This window comes from Bullifex porci (genome assembly GCF_009695635.1).
GTDB lineage: Bacteria > Spirochaetota > Spirochaetia > Sphaerochaetales > Sphaerochaetaceae > Bullifex > Bullifex porci.
In genome coordinates this window covers 16316-37414 of record NZ_VUNN01000001.1, presented here as the reverse complement: position 1 = coordinate 37414, position 21099 = coordinate 16316, and the positions used below count along the sequence as shown (strand labels likewise).

At 34.9% G+C, this 21099-nt stretch carries 20 protein-coding genes; 7 read left to right on the top strand and 13 right to left on the bottom strand.

The genetic code is table 11. The features are described from left to right. Positions 1 to 25 precede the first annotated feature (25 nt). From FYJ80_RS00170 to FYJ80_RS00160, 3 genes are read right to left on the bottom strand one after another with little or no spacing between them, the layout of a single operon-like run. Complete coding sequence (locus FYJ80_RS00170) at positions 26 to 1321, bottom strand: hexokinase family protein (RefSeq protein WP_154424104.1); 1296 nt, start codon at positions 1319 to 1321, stop codon at positions 26 to 28. A gap of 16 nt (positions 1322 to 1337) precedes the next feature. Then, positions 1338 to 1964, bottom strand: coding sequence for a hypothetical protein (locus FYJ80_RS00165; protein ID WP_154424103.1), 627 nt, complete (start codon positions 1962 to 1964; stop codon positions 1338 to 1340). Between the two features lie 23 nt (positions 1965 to 1987). Then, the gene (locus FYJ80_RS00160) at positions 1988 to 3277 is read right to left on the bottom strand and encodes an MFS transporter (protein ID WP_154424102.1); all 1290 of its coding nucleotides are present in this window, start codon (positions 3275 to 3277) and stop codon (positions 1988 to 1990) included. 151 nt (positions 3278 to 3428) lie between these two features. On the opposite strand from FYJ80_RS00160, the gene sbcB reads away from it, so the two are divergent. Genes sbcB through FYJ80_RS00140 form a run of 4 tightly spaced genes read left to right on the top strand, consistent with a single transcriptional unit; the run spans position 3429 to position 8762 of the window. Continuing rightward, the gene (gene sbcB / locus FYJ80_RS00155) at positions 3429 to 4826 is read left to right on the top strand and encodes an exodeoxyribonuclease I (RefSeq protein ID WP_154424101.1); all 1398 of its coding nucleotides are present in this window, start codon (positions 3429 to 3431) and stop codon (positions 4824 to 4826) included. A gap of 39 nt (positions 4827 to 4865) precedes the next feature. Beyond that, positions 4866 to 5930 (top strand): peptide chain release factor 1, encoded by a 1065-nt coding sequence (gene prfA, locus FYJ80_RS00150; protein ID WP_154424100.1) that lies wholly within the window; start codon positions 4866 to 4868, stop codon positions 5928 to 5930. After that, complete coding sequence (gene prmC / locus FYJ80_RS00145; protein ID WP_154424099.1) at positions 5927 to 6769, top strand: peptide chain release factor N(5)-glutamine methyltransferase; 843 nt, start codon at positions 5927 to 5929, stop codon at positions 6767 to 6769. The genes prfA and prmC overlap by 4 nt, the downstream gene beginning before the upstream one ends. Next, positions 6762 to 8762: a RelA/SpoT family protein gene (locus FYJ80_RS00140; protein WP_154424098.1), complete on the top strand. Its 2001-nt coding sequence runs from the start codon at positions 6762 to 6764 to the stop codon at positions 8760 to 8762. The genes prmC and FYJ80_RS00140 overlap by 8 nt, the downstream gene beginning before the upstream one ends. Here the strand turns inward: FYJ80_RS00140 and FYJ80_RS00135 are convergent. Beyond that, a complete protein-coding gene (locus FYJ80_RS00135; protein ID WP_154424097.1) occupies positions 8759 to 10390 on the bottom strand; it encodes a putative manganese-dependent inorganic diphosphatase in 1632 nt (543 codons plus the stop codon). The genes FYJ80_RS00140 and FYJ80_RS00135 overlap by 4 nt on opposite strands. 62 nt (positions 10391 to 10452) lie before the next feature. Between FYJ80_RS00135 and rpiB the strand changes: the two genes are divergently transcribed. The 3 genes from rpiB to FYJ80_RS00120 all read left to right on the top strand — a co-directional run bounded on the left by rpiB (position 10453) and on the right by FYJ80_RS00120 (position 12499). After that, entirely contained in the window at positions 10453 to 10896 is a 444-nt protein-coding gene (rpiB, locus tag FYJ80_RS00130) for a ribose 5-phosphate isomerase B (RefSeq protein ID WP_154424096.1), read from the top strand. 144 nt (positions 10897 to 11040) lie between these two features. Continuing rightward, the gene (locus FYJ80_RS00125) at positions 11041 to 11913 is read left to right on the top strand and encodes a hypothetical protein (protein WP_154424095.1); all 873 of its coding nucleotides are present in this window, start codon (positions 11041 to 11043) and stop codon (positions 11911 to 11913) included. A gap of 253 nt (positions 11914 to 12166) precedes the next feature. After that, positions 12167 to 12499, top strand: coding sequence for a hypothetical protein (locus tag FYJ80_RS00120; protein WP_154424094.1), 333 nt, complete (start codon positions 12167 to 12169; stop codon positions 12497 to 12499). An 89-nt stretch (positions 12500 to 12588) separates the two neighbouring features. Here FYJ80_RS00120 and FYJ80_RS00115 read toward each other — a convergent pair whose 3' ends face one another. From FYJ80_RS00115 to FYJ80_RS00075, 9 genes are all read right to left on the bottom strand, one after another. Next, on the bottom strand, positions 12589 to 13116 hold the full coding sequence (locus tag FYJ80_RS00115) for a hypothetical protein (RefSeq protein ID WP_154424093.1): 528 nt from the start codon (positions 13114 to 13116) through the stop codon (positions 12589 to 12591). Then, entirely contained in the window at positions 13116 to 13622 is a 507-nt protein-coding gene (locus tag FYJ80_RS00110; RefSeq protein WP_154424092.1) for a hypothetical protein, read from the bottom strand. The genes FYJ80_RS00115 and FYJ80_RS00110 overlap by 1 nt, the downstream gene beginning before the upstream one ends. Before the next feature lie 2 nt (positions 13623 to 13624). After that, complete coding sequence (locus tag FYJ80_RS00105) at positions 13625 to 14905, bottom strand: phospholipase D-like domain-containing protein (protein WP_154424091.1); 1281 nt, start codon at positions 14903 to 14905, stop codon at positions 13625 to 13627. Next, positions 14905 to 16056 (bottom strand): cytidine deaminase, encoded by a 1152-nt coding sequence (gene cdd, locus FYJ80_RS00100; protein WP_206360879.1) that lies wholly within the window; start codon positions 16054 to 16056, stop codon positions 14905 to 14907. The genes FYJ80_RS00105 and cdd overlap by 1 nt, the downstream gene beginning before the upstream one ends. Before the next feature lie 69 nt (positions 16057 to 16125). Then, complete coding sequence (locus tag FYJ80_RS00095) at positions 16126 to 17484, bottom strand: amidohydrolase family protein (protein WP_154424089.1); 1359 nt, start codon at positions 17482 to 17484, stop codon at positions 16126 to 16128. An 81-nt stretch (positions 17485 to 17565) separates the two neighbouring features. Next, entirely contained in the window at positions 17566 to 19332 is a 1767-nt protein-coding gene (locus FYJ80_RS00090; protein WP_154424088.1) for a hypothetical protein, read from the bottom strand. Then, a complete protein-coding gene (locus tag FYJ80_RS00085) occupies positions 19329 to 19736 on the bottom strand; it encodes a GNAT family N-acetyltransferase (protein WP_154424087.1) in 408 nt (135 codons plus the stop codon). Before FYJ80_RS00085 ends, FYJ80_RS00090 begins: the two co-directional genes overlap by 4 nt. Beyond that, positions 19733 to 20476: a peroxide stress protein YaaA gene (gene yaaA / locus FYJ80_RS00080; RefSeq protein WP_154424086.1), complete on the bottom strand. Its 744-nt coding sequence runs from the start codon at positions 20474 to 20476 to the stop codon at positions 19733 to 19735. Before yaaA ends, FYJ80_RS00085 begins: the two co-directional genes overlap by 4 nt. Further along, positions 20473 to 20928, bottom strand: a complete 456-nt coding sequence (locus tag FYJ80_RS00075; RefSeq protein WP_154424085.1) for a peroxiredoxin — start codon at positions 20926 to 20928, stop codon at positions 20473 to 20475. Before FYJ80_RS00075 ends, yaaA begins: the two co-directional genes overlap by 4 nt. Positions 20929 to 21099: the final 171 nt, after the last annotated feature.

Below are 21099 nucleotides of genomic sequence, written 5' to 3'. Positions count from 1 at the left end.
CCTTTATCTTTAAAGAGTTATTCTATCAAACAGAAAGTCCTGCGATAGCAGCACCAAGAACTGGGCTATCATCGATTCTAACCATCTTGATAAATCTACCATGCTTCTTCTCTAAGAACTCATGGAGATAAATCTCTGTATACTTCTTTAAGAACTCTGTCTTATAGAAGGTAGTTCCATCAGCATTAATGATAACTGGGTATCTAGGGTTCTTACCAGCATCTGTCTTTAATACAGCACTAGAGAGGTTAACAGCTGTAAGCTTTGCAGCACGCTCAATAATAGAACGAATAATGAGCCAAAGCTTAAGAGCATCATCCTCATTACCATCAACACACTTAACAAGGTCATAATCCATATTATGACACTTCTCAAGGTAGAATGACATTGTTGTAGTAGTTAAGCCACCCTCAATACTCTTAAAGCGCTTAGCAAATTCATCTGAGAAGATACCCTCTTCAATAGCTTTATTAATAACGAAGGTTGCAAAGCCACCAAGATAAGCTCCACTAATCATCTTCTCAAAATGGTATCTCTCTGCATTCTTTGTTGTATTAAAATACTCTCTATCAAAATCACCAAGAGCTAAATCATAGTTTCCAGATTCAACGTTGATAATCTGCTTACCACACTTACAGCCATCAATTTTTAAAATCTTACTATTAAGCTCTGTATAAGCTGTATTAGTACCTGTTCCAAGGATGAAGCCTACATAACCAGAAGCAGGGTCACTACAGCCAGCCTTAGTTGCAAGTAATGTTGCTACAGTATCATTTACAACACTAAATTTCTTATTTTCAACGTTGTAGCCTCTCTCCTTTAATTCCTTTAAAAGAGAAGCTGCTACAGGCATACCAACTACCTCAGGAGCCTTAATTTCCTTTGAGAAAATTATAGGAATTCCATCATGATCAGGTGTGATATTTGCTGCATAGCTAAAGCAGAATCCAATTCTATCACTTTTATCAATTAAGCGTTCAACATTATCTGCAAGTATTCCAAAGAACTCCTTTGCACTAACCTCCTGCTTAACACCAGGCATACCAACCTTTCTGAAATCAGAAATAACAGGCTGAAGGTTTTCATCGAAGGTTACAAGACATGTTCTAAAGTTAGTACCACCCGCATCAAGAACGATTACACTCTGACCTGGCTTAATCTCACAATCCTCACTTACGTAGGTTGCAATCATCTCTAAAGAGCCTGGGTTTCTTGTTAATCCCTTGTCCATTTCTGCTAAAAAGTTCTCGGTGAGCTTATCCATATCTACACATTCTGGTGCAAGATTATGACGCATCAAGAATTCATTAACATCATTCATAATATTTGTTTCTCCTTTATTTTAATCCAAGTATTATTGGTTTCATTGTAATTTCAGTTTCATTACATAGCATATGTTTAACACTTAGTTCTACACTACGCTCCCCTGAAACGCCCTTTCCCTCCAATAGGCCCTCAAAGGCTAAGGCTTCACTAATTCCATTACCGCTAACTACCATAGAAACCTCTAAGGTAAAGTTAATTGAAGACCAATCAGAAAGAACTAAAAGATCTATCCAGCTTGAAAGAGCACTCTTTGTTCCAAATACTAAATAAAGAGTCCCATCCAAAATTGCATCGCCCTCAACATAACCAGCGCTATCAATTTGTTGAGCTGCTACTCCTAAGAGCGGAGAGAAGGTACTTCTTGCACTTTGAATTAGCTTTGAGTACCAGCTATCAGCAGCCCCACCTCTTAAGGACGATGAAAACTGTGAAAGATCAGATCTATTAAAGGATAATTTATACTTAAGGCTGTCACTACTAACCTCCTCAAGACTTACCCCTTGAAGCTCTATACGAGGTACCGTTGTATTTGCTGCTACAGCAGAAAAGGTACCATTATATAGTGCATTAAAGCCATAGGTTACGTCCTCTATCTCAATTGCGCATAGGCTAACTAGAACAACAGTTATCAAGACCACGCAGCAAATCAGACGTCGAACCATTATGCCCTCGCGATTTTTTCTTCAAATCTTTCTACTTCCTTAGACGCTTTGCTCTCATCTACCTTTAATAGTAGTGTCCCACCAGCAGCAAAAAGAATAATAAGAGAAAGAAGACCTACTCTATTTGATTTGGTAATTAAAGTAACAATACCTATTAAGAATGGTCCAACTATAGCAGCAAACTTTCCAAGCATATTGAAGAATCCGAAGAATTGAGCACTATTATTCTTTGGAATTAATCTTGTGTAATATGATCTACTTAATGCTTGAATACCACCCTGGAAAAGACCAATTAAGATTGCAAGTAGGTAGAAGTGTATTTCCTTAGTCATGAATACACCTAAGGTTGTAATAATACAATATGCAATAATAGCAACTAGAATTGCATTCCTAGTTCCAATCTTTTTACCAAATAAGTTGTAGAGTAAGGCAGCAGGGAATGCTACAAATTGAGTAATTAATAGAGCTACAATTAATGAAGAGGATGAAAAGCCAAGTGCTGAGCCATAGTCGGTAGCCATTCTAACGATTGTATCAACACCATCGATGTAGCACCAATAGGAAATTAAAAATAGAGTTGTTGTCTTTAAATACTTTAAGCACTTAAGGGTTTGTAATATATCTCTTGCTCCATTTTTGCAGCTTTCACTAATCTTAACTTTCTTTCCACCATTATCTTCCTTAACAAATAAAAGTAGAGGAATTGTAAAAACTAGCCACCAAATACCAACTGTTAGAAAGGAAACCTTAACTGCTTGAACACTATCAGCTAAGCCAAATAAAGCAGGCTTTAGATACATTAGTACGTTTATTAGGAATAATAATCCACCGCCGATATATCCCAAGCTAAAGCCTAAGGCAGAGACAAAGTCTACCTTCTTTTCTGATGCAACACATGGAAGCAGTGAATCATAGAAGGTATTACCACCTGAAAAGCCTATACAAGAGATAACATAAAATACTATTGCTAATACCCAGTCTCCTGCGCGAAGCAGAAATAAACAGGAGGTCATTGCTGCACCTAAAAACGCAAGGAAGATTAAGAACTTCTTTCTATAGCTACCACTATCTGCTATAGCACCTAAAAATGGAGCTAAGGCTGCAACAACTAATGATGCAATGGAATTCGCTATACCTAAGAAAAACGTTGAAACAGATGCATCTTGGCCCATAGACCAATATGCTGAAAAGAAAATAGGGAAAAAAGCTGCCATTACAGTTGTTGCAAAGGCACTATTTGCCCAGTCATACAAAGACCATGAGATTATTTCTTTCTTTGAGTCCTGCATAAACACCTCTGAATCAATATTGTAACACAGTAAATATGCTTTTTGAAAATACAAAACCGGTAAAATATACATTTTTTCCACAAATTAGACGAAAATAAATTAAACACACTTACCATTCTCAATGGTCAATTCATTTGTTAAGATATAAAGTATGAATAAAAGCTCAATATTTTGGTATGACTTAGAGACCTTTGGTACTAATCCTCAGGTTGATAGAATAGCTCAAATGGCGGGAATTAGAACCGACCTTGATTTAAATATTATCTCAGAGGAGATGATAATCTATCAAAAGCCAACTCCAGATTATTTACCATCTATAGATGCATGCCTATTAACAGGAATAACACCACAAATAGCTATGGAAAAAGGTAGCGATGAGGTTGAGTTTTTAAATAAAATCCTAAAGGAATTCATGGTTCCTAATACTACAGTTGCAGGGTTTAATAGCATCAACTTTGATGACGAGTTTATAAGAAATGATCTATATAAAAATCTCTTCGACCCATATAGAAGAGAGTATATTAACGGCTGCTCTAGGTGGGATATTATAAACCTTGTAAGAGCATGTCATGACTTAGCTCCTGAGGGAATTAATTTTAACCACAAAACAGAAAAGGGAAATACATCCTTTAAATTAGTCCACTTAACTGAGGATAATAATATCGAGCAGGTTGGAGCGCACGATGCTATGGTTGATGTTTATGCAACAATAAATGTTGCTAAGCTAATTAAGAAAAAGCAGCCTGGATTATTCGATTATTACTTTAAAAACCACTATAAAAATGAAGAAAAGAAACTTATTGATATAGCTGACCACACACCTTTAATTTTAACTAGTGTTAATTTTACAACTCCACTTGGATCAACTCGCCCTATAGCACCATTATTTATTAAGGATAATACTGTCTATGCCTTTGATCTCACAAAGGATGCAACAGCTCTCCAAGAGGCTAATGAGAACGAAATCTCTACTCTCGATGGTATTGTTCGTTTTGCAATAAATAAGGCTCCATTTATTGCACCATTTAATGTATTAAAAAAGGATAATAGAGCTCAAAGACTTGGTATTTCTATTGAGACTGCAGAAAGAAACCTAGCTATTATTAGAAAGGATAGCTCTATAGCCAAGAAATTTGCACTCTCTAACCAGGAGTTTATCAAAAAGGATAGTGACCCAGATTTACTTCTCTATGATGATACATTTACCTCTAAGCGTGATACATTAAATCTTGCAATAATTCAAAATACTAAGCCATCAGATAAGCTCTTTAAGAATTTAATCTTTGACCAGCCTAAGTATCATGAGCTACTCTTTAGACAGGTTGGAAGGAATTGGCCTCAGTTTTTAACTGATGAGCAAAAAGCACTATGGAAGAATTTCTGCTCATCACGTTTACTACAGCCACTTTCAACTGGAATCGATTACTTTACATATATGAGAAATATTGAAGAAAAGCTTAATAGTAAAAGTGTAACTGGAAAAGAAAAGCTAATACTTTTAGCTCTAAAGCAGTATGGTGAAGCTATATACAGTTATGCATTTACATAAATCACTTCAATTTGTTATATTTTCTCTCTAGGAGTAAAAATGCTTACTAAGCTTAAAGAATATGAAAAACAGCTTTCTGAAATGGATCAAAAGCTTTCAGATAGTGAATTTATGAAGGATATGAAGGCCTATACACAGCTAACTATGGAGCGTTCTCACTTAGCTCCTATCGTTGATACTATGCACCGCATGGTTAAAATCGATAGCGAGATCGAGGATGCTAAGGCTATGCTAAAGGGCGAAACAGATAGTGAGATGATTGAGATGGCTAAGGCCGAGATCTCAGAGCTAGAAAAGGAAAGAGAAAAAGCAGAAAAGGAGTGTAAGATGCTCCTTATTCCACCAGATCCACTCGATGGTAAGAATATTATTATGGAAATTAGAGCTGGTACAGGTGGAGAAGAGGCTGCTTTATTTGCTGCTGACCTTTTTAGAATGTACACTCACTATGCTGAAACAAAGAGATGGAAGCTTGAGGTTATGTCCTCAAATGAAACTGGAATTGGCGGCTTAAAGGAAATTGTAGTCTCTATTTCAGGTAAGGATGTATATGCTTCCTTAAGATATGAAAGTGGTGTTCACAGAGTACAGAGAGTACCTGAAACAGAGTCAGGTGGTAGAATACATACTAGTGCTGTAACTGTAGCTGTTCTTCCTGAAGCAGAGGAAACAGATATCGAAATTAGACAGGAAGACTTAAAGATCGATGTAATGCGTGCTGGTGGCCCAGGTGGACAGTGTGTAAACACAACAGACTCAGCTGTAAGAATTACTCACCTTCCAACAGGTATTGTCGTTATCCAGCAGGATGAAAAGTCTCAGATAAAGAATAAGGCTAAAGCTCTTAGAGTTCTTAGAGCAAGACTTTATGATATGGAAGAGGCAAAGAAGCAAAAAGAAAGAGCTGAAGCTAGAAAGAGCCAGGTTGGTTCAGGTGATAGATCAGAGAGAATTAGAACCTACAACTTCCCTCAGAACCGTCTTACTGACCATAGAATTAACCTCACACTCTATAAGCTCGAGCAGGTCATGAATGGTGACTTAGAAGAGGTTATTGAAGCACTTAAGATTGCATCAGGCGAACAGGCACTAAAGGAAGCATGAGGCTATCAGAGATAAAGAGCAGCTTAGTTGCTATTCTTGAGCAAAATAGCGACGTTGAAAATGCTCCTAGAGAGCTTTCTATCATCATAGAGGATGTTACAGGACTTGATAAGATAAAGCAGATTTTAGAGCCTAATATCGATATAGATGATAACTCGCTATGCATTATCAAAGAAAAAATAAATCTAAGAAAAAACCATACTCCCCTCTCCTACATTATTGGAAAGCGGGAGTTTTATGGTCTTAATTTCTATGTCTCAAGTGACACATTAATTCCTCGTCCAGATACAGAGACTATAGTTGAAGAAGCAATTAATGAAATTAAAGTGCTAAAAAAGCCAAAGGTTCTAGATCTTTGTACAGGAACTGGCGCAATTGGTATTTCAATTAAAGCAAATACTAATTGTGATATCACACTTTCAGATATAAGCAATAAGGCACTTGAGGTTACAAGGAAAAATGCAGAAGCACTTATCAATAATGAGTGTAAAATAGTTCAATCTAATCTATTTGAGAATATCGATGATAAATTTGATATTATTGTTACAAATCCACCATATTTAACAGCTCAATGGTATGATGAGGTTACTGAGGAAGTAAAGCATGAGCCAAAGCTTGCTCTTGTAAGCTCTGGTGACGATGGACTTGATTTAATAAGAGAAATAATAAAGTCAGCACCAAAGCACTTAAAAAATGGTGGTATTTTACTCATAGAATGTGATTATAGACAAACTAAGCTATGTGCAAAACTTCTAGAAACTGCTAATTTTACAAATATTAAAATAATAAAAGACTTAGCCCAGAAAGAGCGTGTAGTAAGGGGTAGCTATTATGCATGATGATTTGTTGAGAGTGTTCACCCAAAAGGCTTATTTATACAGCACAGAGGATCAAAAAAAGATATGTGCTGCCGCATATTATGCAGATAGATTGCATGGAGACCAAAAGAGAAAGAGCGGAGAGCCTTACATAATACACCCTCTTGCAGTAGGCTCTATCCTAATACAGCTAGGTATGGATAGAGATACTATTTGTGCAGGTCTTTTACATGATGTAGTTGAAGACACAGAGTGTACACTTGAGGATTTAGAGAGAGACTTTGGTAAAGAGGTAGCTATCATGGTTGATGGCGTTACTAAAATCTCTAAGCTTAAGAGTGAATCAAAGAGTCTTCAGGAAGCAGAAACAATAAGAAAGATGTTCTTTGCTATGGGAAAGGATATGAGAGTAATAATAATTAAGCTCTCAGATAAGCTCCATAATATGAGAACACTAGGTGCACTTGCGCCTCAAAGACAAAAGGAAATTGCTCAAGACTGTCTCGATATCTTTGCTCCATTAGCAGGAAACCTTGGTATTTCATGGCTAAAAACAGAGCTTGAGGATCTTTCTCTAAAGACACTAAAGCCAGATACATATCAATATATCAATGACTTCCTGCTCTCTAAAAAGAGTGAATATAATGCATATTTGAAGAAGGTACAAAATGACCTTCTAAAGGCATGTGCAAAGGTAGGAATTACTAATGTACAAATTAAGGGAAGAGTAAAGCACGTATACTCTGTATATTTAAAAATTAAGAGAAGAAAGAAGGAAATCGATGAGATTTTCGATATTCTTGGTGTTAGAGTAATTTGTCAAAGCACTACAGAGTGTTACACTATTTTAGGTATTATCCACCAGACTTGGCATCCAATTGAGGGTAGATTTAAAGACTACATTGCAATGCCAAAGACTAATAACTATCAATCTCTTCATACAACTGTTTTAGGTCCTGATAGCAAGCACCTTGAGATTCAAATTAGAACTCAGGAGATGGATAAAACAGCTGAAGAGGGTGTTGCTGCTCACTGGTCATATAAAGCATCCTCAGGTAGTGAAGCTGGTGCTTGGAAGAACTATGATGCTGTAAACTACAATAAGATCATCACAAAGATTAAGAACTGGTCAAAGGAAATTGAGCAGAACGAAGATTACATGGATGAGATTAAGAACGAGCTCTTAAAGGATTCTATTGTAGTATTTACACCACAAGGAAGAGTAATCGAGCTCCCTGTTGGGGCAACAGCTCTAGACTTTGCTTATAAAATTCATACAGAGGTCGGTAATCACTGTACTGGTGCTAAAGCCGATAGCTCAATTATTCCACTCAATAAGCCACTTGAAAATACTCAGGTAGTAGAAATTCTTACTAGCCCTTCTGCTCACCCTCATCACTCCTGGCTTGAATATGCAAAAACTCCTTCTGCAAAGAAGAAGATAATGGCATGTCTTAATAAAAACCAAGCTGAAAACACTCCTCAAATAGTTGAGAAGAAAAAGGATGATGATAAAAAGACTGAAGAGATAAAGCCATTAATTCCTATAATGCAGGGAATTAAGTTTATCCCAACAGATAAAAATACCTCATCTGTAATAATTAGTAATGAAAGTAATGTACTATTTGATTTTGCAAAGTGCTGTAACCCTGTCCATGGTGATAGTATTGTTGCTTACATCACTAGAGGTAGAGGGTATGTAATCCATAGAAAGGATTGTAAGAACCTAAAAAATATGAGTGAGGCTGAAAAGCGTTTAGTTCCAGTTGAATGGGACTCTAATGAGCTTGTTAGACGCTTCAAGGTTACTGCAAAGATGAATGCAGAGCTATTTGGTGAAATCGATGGAGCTGTAAAAAAGCAAAATGGAAGATTAATTTCAGGTGCTCTAGATGTAGCTCCAGAGGGCTTAGTTGGAACCTTTACAATTAGCGCATCTAGTGAGGGAGATTTAAAAAAGATGGTAACCTCAATTAGAGCATTACCATCTATTATAAGAATTCAAGGCTTCTAAGACTCTAGTACTCTTATTACTTCAGGAAGAAGCTGCTTCTTCCTGGAGAGAACTCCTGGGAGTGAGAAGATTTGGCTTTTAATCTCTTCATACTCAAATCGATAGTTATTCTTATAGTTCGTACATAGTAATATACTTGTTGATGTGAGGACATTAGTTACTAAAAGCATAGCCCAATCAAGGCTATCACCTTCCTTTTTCTTTTCAAGCTCAGCTAAATAATTATCACTAACCTCATCAATATCATCGAGCGTTGTTACTTCAATTTGTCCAATACCAAATTTAACACCTCTCTCTGTATATACCTTAAAGTCAGAGGATATAGCACTCTTTGCATCTACTGAAGATAGTGAAGAGCCCCTACTAAATAGCTCCTTACCAAATGCTTCGAAATCAACAGAAGCAATAGCACATAGAGTCTTAACAGCATTTCTATCTAATGATGTAGTTGTAGGACTCTTTAGCATAACTGTATCAGAAGCGATACCTGCAAGAAGTACCTTTGCTGTTAGAGGATCTATTTCTTGATCATACCTATTATATTGCTCAAATACGATAGTACAGGTTGAGCCAACTGGCATAGCAGTAATTGAAATAGGATTTGTTGTCTTAACTGCATCTAGCCTATGGTGATCAATAATTTCAACGATTTCAGCATCCTCAATTCCCTTTACTGATTGCGATGCTTCATTATGGTCTACTAATATAAGCTTAGTTCTAGGTCTTTCCAAGAAGCATCTTCTAGTAATAAAGCCCATAAAGCTACCATTTTCTTTATCAAATACAGGAAGACCACGCTTATTGCTATCTGCTAAGATACCCTTAGCGCTATCAAAAAGCATATCCTGAGTTATAGTTATTTCCTTTGAAGGAATTAAAAGAGTTTCAACCTTTACAGATAATCTGAGAAGTCTGATAGTTTCTGCTGTATCCTCATGTGATGCATATACAAAACCATTAAAGCCAGAGAAATCTATTTCATCTAAGCTATCCTCTTCAACACCTGTTAAGATAAGTCCTGGAATTTGCTCCTTAATAGCCTCTGCAATATGGTCATTTCTACACCCTACAACTAGTAAAGGCTTTTCCTTACAATCCTTAAGTCTCTTCTTAAAGACAGAAAATCTCATAGCGCCAACCATAATAGGAGCTACAAAATCATCAACACTACCCCTCTTAATCATAAATCCCTTAACAACTCTTCTAATGTTGTTAATATCTAAGCTATATACAGGTCGTGAATCATAGTTCTCTCTTAAAAAGTACTTATTAATATCATCGACAGAAAGAAGGCCCTTATATATTCCATCCTTCATAATAGGTACAACCGATGGATTAGTTTGGTTATACATATTTACGAGCTCATATATTGGGTCCTCAGGCTCTAAAATCAATGTTGGCCTTTTACAAACATCCTTAACCTTAGAAAAGGTATCCTTCAATATATCTAAGCTCTTAATACCTAAACGCTCAAAGAGAGAACGGGAAATACTATTCATAGCACCTAGTGCTACTGGGATATATTGGTTATCTGGATCAATTTTATTTTTTAGCACGCTATAGGAATATGCTGCGGCTATAGAATCCATATCTGGATTTTTATGTCCAGTAATGTATATCTTTGACATCTTCACCTCATGATGCCTAAATGATACAATGAACTAAGTTTATACACAAGGAGTAGAAAATAATGGCTAAAGTAGTAGTTGCTAATGACCATGGAGCAGTAGAGCTTGCAGCAAAGATGGTTAATCATCTAAAAGAAAGAGGATATGAGGTAGTTTATTTAGGCACAGATAAAAATGAAAGTGTTGATTACCCAGATAAAGCTAAGGAAGCTTGCTGTGAATACTTAAAGGGTGGTTATGAATTTGGTATTGTACTATGTGGTACAGGTATTGGAATTTCAATTTCTGCAAACAAAATTAAAGGAATTAGATGCTCTCTACTTACAGATTGCTACTCTGCAGAGATGACAAAAAGACACAATAACCCAAACTTTATTGCATTTGGTGGTAGAGTTGAATATAAGGATGATCCAATTAAGATGCTAGACAGCTTTATCGATGCTAAATTTGAGGGTGGTAGACACCAAATTAGAATCGATAAAATGATGGCTCTTGAAAATTTATAAAAAATTTTTAATTTGTTTTACTATATATATAATTATAAATCATAGAATCTCCGGATTTTATGATTTTTCTTCATTTTTATTACGATTTTTTCACTCTCTTTTTTGAATTATTAGTATAAAGACTTTTTTAAAAAAGGAGTAAATATGAGTAAAACAAAAGATCGTGCTGGAAAAAGGTTTTTCTCTAATCCAGAACACTTTTCTGAGCTTGTAAACATCTCAAGATTAAGTGATAAGATTAAAACAGATCCTAATTGTTTATCCTCTCAAGACCCAGTTGTAAACAAGGTACTAGGGAAGCATAAATCATTAGAGGTTTTAATCGATAAGCTTTACGCTGCAGCTTTTAAAGATGAAAAGGTAAGCACCTACTGTTTACTTGGTCTTGAAAACCAATCAAGCTTTGATAAGCATATGGTATTAAGAGTAGGACTTGCATCTCTTTTATTGTATGATTGGCAGCTATCATCAATAAAGGATGAAGAGAAGCTTAAGCTAAACTATATCATTGTCTTAAATATGAGTGATGATATTTGGAAGGGACCTTATTCCTTAAGAGAGTTTATCTCAGAGGAAGATTTAGAGTACTTTGGCTTTTTGCAAACTAATGTTGAGTTAATAGTAGTAGACCCACATACATTAGATAGCTCTGTTATAAATAGCTTACAAACAGACTTGAAGTATGTCCTCAATACTATTAAATTTAAATCAGATGAGGAAAAGCTTTTAAAGTATTTCAATAGTGATGAATACTTTAAGAATCTTAATGAAGTAACTTACGAGTTACTTGAAGCACTTGTTGATGATAAAATACCTAATGATGGAGGAAATAATATGTGTAGAGCTATAGAACAAATGAAAAAGCATACTTTAGAGGAAGGTATTTCTCTGGGAACAGAAAAAACTCTTTATGAACTTACTCGTGATGGAATAATTACAAAAGAAACTGGTGCTAATAAGCTTAATATTACTATTGAAAAGTTTGAAAAGGATATGAAATCTTACTTTGCTAAGTAATAGATTAAAAAGGGGCTGTTAAAAAAAGAAGCCTTCTTTAACAAATATTTATAAGGAGATAGTCACCACGGCTATCTCCCCTTTCTTAAAGAACATAGAATTTTACAATAACAGAATACTAGTTTATATAGTCATTAAAAAAATAAGAGAAAACTATAGAACAAAAAGACTAATATTTTTATACACTTAAATACTGAAAGACTTTATACGGGAATAAGTTAAGTATTTATAAATTCTTATTTAAGGTCCAAACTTGGATAATAGTGAAGAATATTTTAAGAATCTTAATGAAGTAACTTACGAGTTAATTGAAGCACTTGTTAATGATAAAATACCAAATGATGGAGGAAATAATATGTGTAGAGCTATAGAACAAATGAAAAAGCATAGTTATGATGAAGGCTTTTCTCAGGGATTTTCTCAGGGATTTTCTCAGGGATTTTCTCAGGGATTATCTCAGGGAACAGAAAAAACTCTTTATGAGCTTACTCGGGATGGAAAAATTACAAAGGAAACTGGTGCTAATATGCTTAATATTACTGTTGAAAAGTTTGAAATGGATATGAAATCTTACTTTGCTAAGTAATAGATTAAAAAGGGGCTTTTAAAAGAAGAAGCCTTCTATAGTAAATATTTATAAGGAGATAGTCATTACGGCTATCTCCCTTTTAATAATTATTTGTAATCTCTCCAGCTACCTCTAACATAGAAATCAAGCTTAATAAATGAGAAAGTAAACTTAAACTTATTTTCAAACCAATCATAGGCACACCCTATTTCAAAGGCTCTTTCTCTTCTTCCATGTATAGGTGTTCCAATTGTAATAGGTGTAATATTTAAAAATACACCGCTAGGAAGGAAGCTTCCCTTAGCTTGAGAAATAATTAAACCACCACCAATGAGAGTATTAATACTGCTTCCAGCAACCTCTGTTGCAGTAGATCTTTGACCCATTAATGCAAAATCAAGTCCAATTTGAAGCTCATTATTACTAAAAGGCTCAGGAGTTACCTCACTTACACCAGTTAGTATTAGCTCTAAACGATCTGTTAATCCAATAGTTGAGCTATAAGCTAGGCTTAAGGAATTTGCTTTCTTAAAATCTGTATAGTGGCCAAAGCCTAATGAAACATCAAAGTAATCTCCAGCAAAGAGAGAAAGATTAATTAAAATTAAAAATATTAAAGCAATTGTCTTTTTCATTATCTTCCTCCAAATAAAATGCTCATAGAGAATAGCTCAACGCCCCACCCTGCATATTTAAACTCTTTATCAAAATAAATCATAGGTGATAAGAAATCATAAACATATTGAGTATCATAGAGATGAATTAAATCTAAATTAACAGTGTAGTAATGGTTCAAATCTCTATCAAACATAACTCCTACACCTAAGCCAGGTGCATATGCCATTGAGTTAATAAACATAAATGAAAAGATATGCTTAGAAAAAACTACAGGATAAGCACTCAGCTTTATATCAATATTATTTAATCCAAATGTTAAGCTATTATTAAAGCCAAAGCCTGCATCAACAGTTAATAGAGCTCTTCTTGATGATGTGAAATCACAAAGACCCTTTAAGTTAACACTTGCACTCTTTAAAGCACCAGCATTTCCAGATGTGCTTACTCCATAGCCAAGTGAAAATGCATTAAGAGAAGAGAGTAAGCATATAGATATAACTAATAATAAAACTAACTTTTTCATCATCAACCTCCATAGTATGAGAAGAGATAGTTAAATAGGTTGCCCTTCTCCTTCTTAAGTATTAAAGCATCCTCAAGAGTTAATAATTTCATATCCTTACTAATATCATTAACCTGCGAAAGCGCTTGAGTTGCGAAATCGATGCTGTCAATAACTAATGCAATTTCAAATGAAGATTTCATAGAACGATAGTTAAAGTTTGCAGAGCCTATAACTGTATATTGGTTATCAACAACTGCTAATTTTTGATGAAGTAATGCGTTATTATACTCTCTACCAGAGAACTCAAACCAAACCTCAAAGCCTGCTTCTACTAATCTATGGTAATCATAGTAGAGAGCCTTTTGTACATATTCTCTACTATCGATTGGAAGATACATCTTTACCTTTACACCACGCTCAACAGCAGCCTTTAAGCTTTCAAACATATTATTATCAAGAAGAGCCATATAAGGAAGCATTACTATCTCTTCCTCAGCGCTGTTAATTAATGAAGCAAACATCGTTGACATTGAAGCCTCTGTTCCAGGACCCTGGTTAAATAGATAGCCATCTAATACAAGCTTATCCTCTTCATCGCTATAGCTCTTTAAACTAGCTCTATCAAGCTTATCAACTGCAGTAATTTGGTTCCATATTGTTACAAATTCATCTGTTAATGCAGATGATAGATTTGCTGACTCAAAGACATACATACTATCCTTTTGAAGGTCAATTACATCATCACTACCAAGAGAGATATAATTCATATTCATGCCACCAAGGACAGCAATCTTTCCATCAACTACTACTAGCTTTCTGTGGTCTCTAATTATTAAATTTTGTGGAGCAATTATTCTTAATATACTCATTGGAGCATATTCAATTAGATGAACACCACTCTCCTTTAAGAAATAGAGAGGATACATATATTTCTTACTCTCTGTCATATCAAGAGAAGAAACTGCATCAAGAATCATATAGACATCAATACCACTCTCAGCTTTTTTAGCTAATGTATTGTAAAAATCCTCTAAGCCCTCACAAGCACTACCTAGGAATGTAGAAATCAAAATATAATCCTCAGCATTTTCAATTAGCTCTGTATACTTTAATAAAAACTCCTTTGCATCAAAGTAGCTCTCAGGATAAGGCAAAGCCATCTTAGTAGCGCCTCCAAGTGTTAGCTTTTCATCTATACTTAAGGATGAGTCTGTATAAGGCTCACTAACAAATGGTTTAGTAGAGCTTACACAGGAGGTGATAAGTAAAACAATTAATAAAATAATAGAAATCTTTTTCATCAGTTCCTCAATGTTGGAAAAATAAATGGATTAGGTAGAAGCTCCTTAAATAGATAGGTTTTTCTAAAACCATCAACACTAGCTAATACGACCTTAGTATCTGGACGAGAAAACTCTGCTAATACCTGTAAGCAAACTGCACAAGGAGGTGCTGGAGGATCATCATCTGAATAAACAACCAAGATATCTATGCCAAGGCTTCCTTCCTCTGCTATAGCATGTATAACAGCATTTCTTTCTGCACAAATTGTTGCTCCATATGATGAGTTTTCAACATTACACCCTCTATAAATTCTATTTGTCGCAGCGCTTAATAGAGCAGCTCCAACCTTAAATTTTGAGTATGGTGCATATGCATTATCTCTTGCCATTGAGGCTTCTTTAATCATCCTTTCAATGATTTCTTCATCGCTAGCCCTTCTTTTAAATGGAGTAATAAAGCTTGTTCCATATAAAATACCATCACTATTTGATTTACTATAATTCTCAAAGATAGCTTCAAACTCAGTAGGATTTGTAAACTCTGTAATAGCTGATAAATCTGTAACAATCACATCTGCGCCTGCAGCTGCTAGTGAGGTAGCACTCTCTGTACCTGTTACTGCAAGAACTCTCATATTAGCATTCTTACCAGCCTTAACGCCAAATAAGCTATCTTCAACAACAATACACTCCTTAGGATCTAAGCCCAAATTGATTGCTGCATTAAGATAGATATCACCAAAAGGCTTATTCCTCTTTACGCTCTCACCAGAAAAGACCATATCAAAGTCACTTTCCTCTAGCCCTATTGCTGCAATATTTACAAATACCTTCCATCGTGGAGCCGATGAGCACACAGCAGTAATAATTCCTGCTTTTCTTGCTCTTTTTACAATATCAATTCCTGGTAGTGCTGCATGAGTTTTACTAAGATACTCTTCATAGTGCTCCTTAAAGAACTGTGAAGCATCCTCATAATTTAATGAGTACCCCTTAGCCTTACTTGGGCCTTCAAAGAATTTTCTCTCTCCACCTCCTAAATGAGGTAAGAAATCATCATGAGTAATATTTACACCCTTACTCTTAAAGTATTCTTCACCAACCCTTATTGATACCTCTTCGCTATCGACTAAAACGCCATCCATATCAAATAAAATAGCTTTTATCATTATTAACCCTCTTTCTAAGCAAAAAGCTATGCCTAAGCATAGCTTTTGTACCATTTAAATATAGTCAAGTCAACGTGTTGCTTTAACAAAACGACCATCACCATCGATACCGAGGTACATGTTGTCACCCATAATCAAGCGACCTCTTAAATATGTCATTACAGCCTTACCCTGAACATTAATTCCTTCATAAGGAGTATATAGGCTTGCAGAGTGTGTTGTCTCTCTTGAAAGAGTCCATAGGTAATCTGGATTAAAGATTACGATATCGGCATCACTACCCTCTCGTAATACACCCTTTTGAGGATATAGACCAAAGTACTTAGCAGGACCAGTTGAGAGTAAGTTAACTAGCTCATTCACTGTTAGTCTTTCACCCTGTGCAACAAGAGAATAAATTAAAGGAAGAATTTCCTCTGTTCCCGGGATTCCAGGATAAATAGTTCTTGTGTCAGAGCTTCTTAGCTTCTGCTCATATGTAAAGGCACAGTGGTCAGATGCTACTACCTGAATTTCTCCATTACAAAGAGCTTCCTGCAATGCTTCATTATCCTCCTTAGTTCTTAAAGGAGGTGTCATAACATATAGTGATGCAAATTCACCCTCAAGCTTACTTCTATCTAAGAAAAGATAGTGTGGAGTTGTTTCAACAATAATCTTTAAGCCTCTATCTCTTAAGGATCTTACAACCTCAAGACCTTCCTTAGAGGAGAGATGAACAATATAAAGTCCAACATTTGCCTCTAAAGCAATTGAACCAACATACTCAATAGCACGAGCTTCAGCAATAGAAGGTCTTAAATCTGGATGGCTACTTGGACTAAAATCACCCTTCCAGCTATTTGAGATCTCTTCAATAGTTTTATCATCCTCACAGTGGATACTAATCATTAAGCCAAGCTCACCACACATTGAGAAGATAGACTTAAGCTCATCTCTATTTTCAACTAAATATCCTACATTTTTATATGTAGTAAATAGCTTAATAGTGCCAACCCCTAGCTTCTTAAGCTCCTCTAGCTCCTCCTTTAACGATTCACGATAGCCATATACACCCTGGTGTAGAGAAAAGTCTATACTCATCTCCTTACTCATAGCACTTATTCTATCTCTTGAGCATTGAGCAAGGTTCTTTTTATCATCATCAGCAAAATCAATAACGGTAGTAACACCACCAAAGGCAGCTAATCTACTACCCTCTCTAAAGGAATCAGCAGTAACAGTACCACGTGAAATTAAGTGGTAATGAGTGTGTGCGTCTATTAAGCCTGGGAGGACTAGCATCCCATCAGCATGAACTATTTTAGCTCCTTCCTCATTAATATGAGGAGCAATCTTTATAATCTTTGAGCCACTAATCAAGATATCGGCTCTTCTTTTCCATTCTGTATCTATTAAAAGACCATTTTGAATCAAAATATTACTCATAGTTATATATTACTACATCAAAAACTACCTTACAAAATTATTTTTTTATTTCAAGTAGCACTTGCTGTTACATAATAGAGACTACAAGCAAATGTATATATCAAGAAGCTTATCGCTATGAAGCAATTGATAGCTTCTAGCAATATTATATATATCACTATCTATACTTTTTGAGATAGAAATAGATGTATAACCAGAATTTGATAGCTTATCAAAAATATCATAAAGCTCTATAGGAGAGTAATAATGATCATTTTTTAATAGATAAATTCCTTCATCAGGAAAGAATGTCTTTTTACCCTTTAAAAGTCCAGATTCTCTATATTCCAAATATAATGCTGATTCTTTATAAATAATCATTATATCAGCCTTAATATCCTCCTGCTTAACAGCTATCTCTAAAACTGTTGATTTAATTGGGTGTACTAAAGCGATATTAATATATCTTCTTGATATTATCGCATGCTCATGGCCTCTAATAATAATTGCCTCTTTTACATTTGGAATATCATTAAAAATTCTCACATACTCAGTAATTGATACAACATGTAAAACAGCACTATTTTCACTCTCGAAATCAGCTTCATTTAAAAAGCATGGAAAAAGCGATAGCTCATCGTTTTGAATGATATAGTACTGAGCCTTTTCATTTAATTCACTATTAGGAATAGCTGGGATATAGACACTTAAATTAGAGCTAAGAAGTACAGATATACTATTAATAAGAATTGGAAGAAAGGATGAGTCCTTAGCATGTTTACTATTACTAATAGTTTTAAAGAAGTGTTCAACTGCTTTTTCTTCACTTAGCGGTTTAATAATAGGATTATCAACATCTAGTAAGCTATAGATCGCTTTTGTTTTACTAAATGGGAAGGGAGAGTTTTTAGCACTATCGGTTGCAAGCTCCTTAATCTCTACAGCCTTTAAGGAGTTATTTGTTTCAACTATAGCCTTTGCTTCCTTTCTTATATATGGATTTAAGGTCATAAAGGAGTATCCCTTTTCATACCCCTCAAAGGAAGCTTTAGCAAAGATATACTCATTCTTTTTTCTTTTTCTAGCTATATCATTAAACAAAATAAAAGAATTAGTTTCTTTTGTAATTTCTTTAATTGTAGATAATAATCCATCTATAGGAAGATTAATCGACTTATAGTAAAATGGTGAATCAAAGCAATATTTACCATGATAAAGAGTTGAAGCAGTAAAAGAAAAGTCATATTCAGCTCTATATAGCTTTATACTACTCTCTAAGAAGAATTCAAATGGAAAGGCCTTTTCTATATTCTCAAGCTGGAAAACCTGAAGCTTTATTTCAATATACTTTTCCTTAAAGCCATCATTCTTATATAGCTTTAGAGTCTTCTCACCTTCATTAAAAATTATCTTCTCAAGTAGCTCATTATTCTTTTTTAAAGTGATAGTAAATGAGCTAATTCTTTCCTTTTTGGGGCAGCTATCAAGTGCAACTAGAGTAGGCCTATTAAGGAGTACTCTAAGTGCATCAGATGCAACTAAAGTATCCTTAGAAAGATTAAAGGAATCAGAGAATGTAATAATTGTACCATCACTATAATATAGTGAAAGAACCCACATACCTTTATCATCAGAGGAAATAGCTGAGCCTTTATGGTTAAAGTCTTTAAAGAATGTAAATAGCTTAATTAAGTTTTCATTACTAATTTTAAAGCAATCATGCTTTTTAAGTGAAAACTCCTCAGAGTAGCTTTCAATTACTACATCGCCTGATAAATCAACCTTAACCCTTTCACAAATCTTTCCATAGAAGGCTTCTATGTTGTAAGCAAATAGAGAATCTAATTCTAATGAGATAATAGTACTCACTTTATATCTAAGTTCCTTATTAGAGCACCGGTTCCATCACACATCTCTTTAAACCCATTCTTTTCATAAAATGGAAGCTTACCTTTATCTTCGAGCATTACTTCTATATAGAGATAGTCCTTATACTTTTCTTTTATGATATTAAGCATATTAGTTGCAATCCTTTGTCCCTGATAGGAAGGGCGTACTAATACATAGTTAATGTAAGCCATCATAGCCTTATCATCTAAAACTCTAGCTAAGCCTACTAATAAGTCTCCATCCCAAGCTGTAATTACAGTTGAAGAGTTTAATAGAGCCTTCATCAGCCTATCTGGGTACTTACCTGATAGCCAATTAACAGATAAAAACAAATCCTCAACCTGAGACTTAGTAAATATCTTTTCTTCAGTATATGTAATCATTTTCTTCTCTCAAAAACTATCTTATTATCATTTGATAAATCATCTCTATAGCAAAAGCCGAGTATATTAAACTCTTTAATTTCATTAATGTCTCTTGCTCTATTTTTCGCCATAAAGCGGACCATCTCACCACGAGCCATCTTAGCAAAGGTTGCCTTAGTTACGAGCTTACCCTTACTTTCCTCTACAAAAATAATATCAACTACTCTATCGCTCTTTGCATATGGCAAAATAGCATCAGAGTACTCCTTTGATGCAAGGTTAACTATTATCCCATCCTCAGGCTTTATATAGCTATATATTTTATCGCCCCAATACTCATATAGATTTTTATTATCATCTATACCAAGCTGAGCCTGCATCTCGAGTCTATATGGCATAACACCATTTGAAGGCTTTAGTGCACCATATAGAGCAGATAGAATTATTAAGTTCTCCTCCACATAGTCAAACATATCCTTTTCAAACACATTTGGAGCCATGTGAGTAAATGCAATTCCATCATATGCTAGAATTGCTGGTGTTAATTGGCTATCAAAGCTATGGACTCTTAGCATTTCAATACTTTTTCTTACAATGTCATCACTCGCAGCCCATAGCTTCTTTAGCTCATCATAGGATAGTCCTCTTAGCTCTTCTACTATTCTTTTTGATTTCTCGATGAAGAAAGGCACAGTCGGAGTAATCCATCCATCAGTGTCTACCTTCATCTTCTTTGCAGGAGAGAGAATAATCTTCAAGAAAGCTTCTCCAGCATCTTTGTAGCATCCTCAGCTGCCTTTACTTTATCATTTGCCAAAATAATAGTACCCTCTTCGTCGATTAAATAGGTTGTTCTTACAACACCCATTGAAACCTTACCGTAGTTCTTCTTTTCCTTCCAAACATCGTAAGCTTCAATAATCTTTCTATCTGGGTCAGAGAGAATTGTGAAGCTTAAGTTATAGTTACCCTCAAACTTTTTATGAGATGCAACACTATCCTTACTTACACCAACAACCTCAACACCCTTTTCTAAGAAATGAGGTCTATTTTCTGAGTATGAGCAAGCCTGCTTCGTACAGCCTGGAGTATTATCCTTAGGATAAAAATAAAGAATTAGCTTCTTTCCTCTATAATCTGATAGTCTATGAAGCTCTCCATTTTGATCAACAGCTTCAAAATCTGGTGCTTTAGTTCCAACTTCTAACATCTTTTAAGTCTCCTTAAACTATATATTATAATTTTAACACCTACTTATTCTATTAGAAATATAAAAAGAGCTTTATAATTATTATATGGAAAAGAGAGAATATATCATAACTGAGCTTGAGAAAACCCGTATTTCAAAGTTTAACACTAGAATAATTTAAACCACTAAGAA

What these genes read in the sequence shown, in the direction of transcription:
- FYJ80_RS00115 (WP_154424093.1), bottom strand. Translation starts at nt 13,116, where the DNA reads ATGAAAAAGACAATTGCTTTAATATTTTTAATTTTAATTAATCTTTCT.
- FYJ80_RS00135 (WP_154424097.1), bottom strand. Translation starts at nt 10,390, where the DNA reads ATGTCAAAGATATACATTACTGGACATAAAAATCCAGATATGGATTCT.
- FYJ80_RS00105 (WP_154424091.1), bottom strand. Translation starts at nt 14,905, where the DNA reads ATGAAAAAGATTTCTATTATTTTATTAATTGTTTTACTTATCACCTCC.
- prmC (WP_154424099.1), top strand. Translation starts at nt 5,927, where the DNA reads ATGAGGCTATCAGAGATAAAGAGCAGCTTAGTTGCTATTCTTGAGCAA.
- FYJ80_RS00085 (WP_154424087.1), bottom strand. Translation starts at nt 19,736, where the DNA reads ATGATTACATATACTGAAGAAAAGATATTTACTAAGTCTCAGGTTGAG.
- prfA (WP_154424100.1), top strand. Translation starts at nt 4,866, where the DNA reads ATGCTTACTAAGCTTAAAGAATATGAAAAACAGCTTTCTGAAATGGAT.
- rpiB (WP_154424096.1), top strand. Translation starts at nt 10,453, where the DNA reads ATGGCTAAAGTAGTAGTTGCTAATGACCATGGAGCAGTAGAGCTTGCA.
- FYJ80_RS00095 (WP_154424089.1), bottom strand. Translation starts at nt 17,484, where the DNA reads ATGAGTAATATTTTGATTCAAAATGGTCTTTTAATAGATACAGAATGG.
- FYJ80_RS00140 (WP_154424098.1), top strand. Translation starts at nt 6,762, where the DNA reads ATGCATGATGATTTGTTGAGAGTGTTCACCCAAAAGGCTTATTTATAC.
- sbcB (WP_154424101.1), top strand. Translation starts at nt 3,429, where the DNA reads ATGAATAAAAGCTCAATATTTTGGTATGACTTAGAGACCTTTGGTACT.
- FYJ80_RS00160 (WP_154424102.1), bottom strand. Translation starts at nt 3,277, where the DNA reads ATGCAGGACTCAAAGAAAGAAATAATCTCATGGTCTTTGTATGACTGG.
- FYJ80_RS00110 (WP_154424092.1), bottom strand. Translation starts at nt 13,622, where the DNA reads ATGAAAAAGTTAGTTTTATTATTAGTTATATCTATATGCTTACTCTCT.
- FYJ80_RS00125 (WP_154424095.1), top strand. Translation starts at nt 11,041, where the DNA reads ATGAGTAAAACAAAAGATCGTGCTGGAAAAAGGTTTTTCTCTAATCCA.
- cdd (WP_206360879.1), bottom strand. Translation starts at nt 16,056, where the DNA reads ATGATAAAAGCTATTTTATTTGATATGGATGGCGTTTTAGTCGATAGC.
- FYJ80_RS00170 (WP_154424104.1), bottom strand. Translation starts at nt 1,321, where the DNA reads ATGAATGATGTTAATGAATTCTTGATGCGTCATAATCTTGCACCAGAA.
- FYJ80_RS00075 (WP_154424085.1), bottom strand. Translation starts at nt 20,928, where the DNA reads ATGTTAGAAGTTGGAACTAAAGCACCAGATTTTGAAGCTGTTGATCAA.